Below are 1,110 nucleotides of genomic sequence, written 5' to 3'. Positions count from 1 at the left end.
TACCAAAACATTCGCGCCAGTAACTTCTTTCTTACCAGAAGACTGAACATGAAATACTGCACGCTGCAAAACTCGCTGAAAGCCCAGAGTAGGCTGAGTTTCTCGCTCTTCATCACTCGCTGGAATAAGTGGTGTAGTCGAGTCTACAAACTCGGTTAACTCCTCTCGAAGCTCCGACAATTCGGTACCACACGCACCCAGCACTTGTAGTGCGGCATCATTGTCGAGCAAAGCCAATAGCAAGTGCTCAACAGTCATAAATTCGTGACGCTTCTCACGGGCGCTTCGAAACGCTTCGTTCAAGGTCAGTTCGAGGTCCTTACTTAACATCTTTCACCCCAGAAATTATTATTAATTCGCTCAATGTGATTACCCATGTAAAACGCAGAACTATATCTATAAAGCTCTAGACTGCTTTGATTTCACACAATAATGGGTGATCACAATCAGCCGAATATTGATTCACCAGCGCCACCTTTGTTTCTGCAATGTCCCGACTGAACACGCCACACACGGCATAACCTTGAGTGTGAACAGCTAACATTACCTGGGTCGCCTTTTCTTCATTCATAGAAAAAAACTTTAATAGCACCTCAACAACAAAGTCCATCGGCGTGTAGTCATCATTTAACATGACAACCTGATACATCGAAGGCTGTTTAAACGCTGGCTTAGCAGGAGCGACAAGCAGATCATCTTCATGACCTGGATCATTTTGCGTTCCTTGAGCTAATACTAGTAGAGAATCTTTAGTTTTACTCATAGTTTGATACGAATTTTTACATTTCTCTTTATTTGGGGGTAGATACGTATTTTGCAACAACTGAGCTTATAAAGAAATCGCATAAAGAAAAACATGAGCAAAACTATCGAAAGAATTACGGCCAGGCATCATATCTTTCGCCCAAATCGCTTGACAGCATTAAGAAAATATTTGACAGTAGCGACTTGATGCGCTTTGCATCGGAATACAAATAAAAATAAAACTTCAGGTGTTTGAACTTTTACATGCCCAAGAACCCAAAAAGGCAGTCTGACATCCTTGAATTCTTTATTCAGGATTGCCAAGACACATAGTTCGAACGCAGGAGACACGGGAGTCGATAATGC

At 42.0% G+C, this 1,110-nt stretch carries 3 protein-coding genes; all 3 read right to left on the bottom strand.

Going from position 1 to position 1,110, the window contains the following annotated elements; all coding sequences use genetic code 11:
• Positions 1–330 (bottom strand): Clp protease N-terminal domain-containing protein (locus A3729_RS28750; protein ID WP_304439786.1); only part of this gene is annotated, 330 nt, incomplete at its 3' end.
• A 76-nt stretch (positions 331–406) separates the two neighbouring features.
• Positions 407–763 carry an ATP-dependent Clp protease adapter ClpS gene (gene clpS / locus A3729_RS28745; RefSeq protein WP_068516258.1) on the bottom strand — a complete coding sequence of 119 codons (357 nt, stop codon included), beginning with the start codon at positions 761–763 and terminating at the stop codon, positions 407–409.
• 128 nt (positions 764–891) lie between these two features.
• The coding region (locus tag A3729_RS34205) for a hypothetical protein (protein WP_231877528.1) at positions 892–1,110 on the bottom strand (219 nt) is incomplete at its 5' end.

Source organism: Oleiphilus sp. HI0043, assembly GCF_001634935.1.
The sequence above is the reverse complement of the archived record's forward strand: the minus strand, read 5'-3'. Positions and strand labels throughout refer to the sequence as shown.

Coding starts and splice junctions, on each gene's coding strand:
- clpS (WP_068516258.1), bottom strand. CDS start 763: ATGAGTAAAACTAAAGATTCTCTACTAGTATTAGCTCAAGGAACGCAA.